Origin of the sequence: Pseudomonas agronomica (assembly GCF_025917275.1) — a bacterium.
GTDB classification, from domain to species: domain Bacteria; phylum Pseudomonadota; class Gammaproteobacteria; order Pseudomonadales; family Pseudomonadaceae; genus Aquipseudomonas; species Aquipseudomonas agronomica.
Map to the genome: position 1 here is coordinate 1 of NZ_JAOSHO010001201.1, position 202 is coordinate 202.

The window sequence follows — 202 nt, forward strand, 5'->3', positions numbered from 1 at the left end:
CGGCGCGGCCGAAGTGCAATTCTTCGGCGACGGCGATGAAGTAGCGCAGATGCCGCAGTTCCATGGAAACCCCAGTAGGTCGTTCAACGTCTTAAATAGGTCGAACAATATATTGGATAGAATCATTAGCCGGCTATATGCTTTTTTCATTGCCTGCCTGGCCGTGCTCCTCCGAGGTCCACCGTGAAAACTGCTGTCGCCC

1 protein-coding gene is annotated in these 202 nt (G+C 53.5%); it reads right to left on the reverse strand.

The window, feature by feature from the left end; translation table 11 throughout:
* On the reverse strand, positions 1-64 hold a 64-nt coding region (locus OC610_RS29530; RefSeq protein WP_264433451.1), incomplete at its 3' end, for a hypothetical protein.
* Positions 65-202 lie beyond the last annotated feature (138 nt).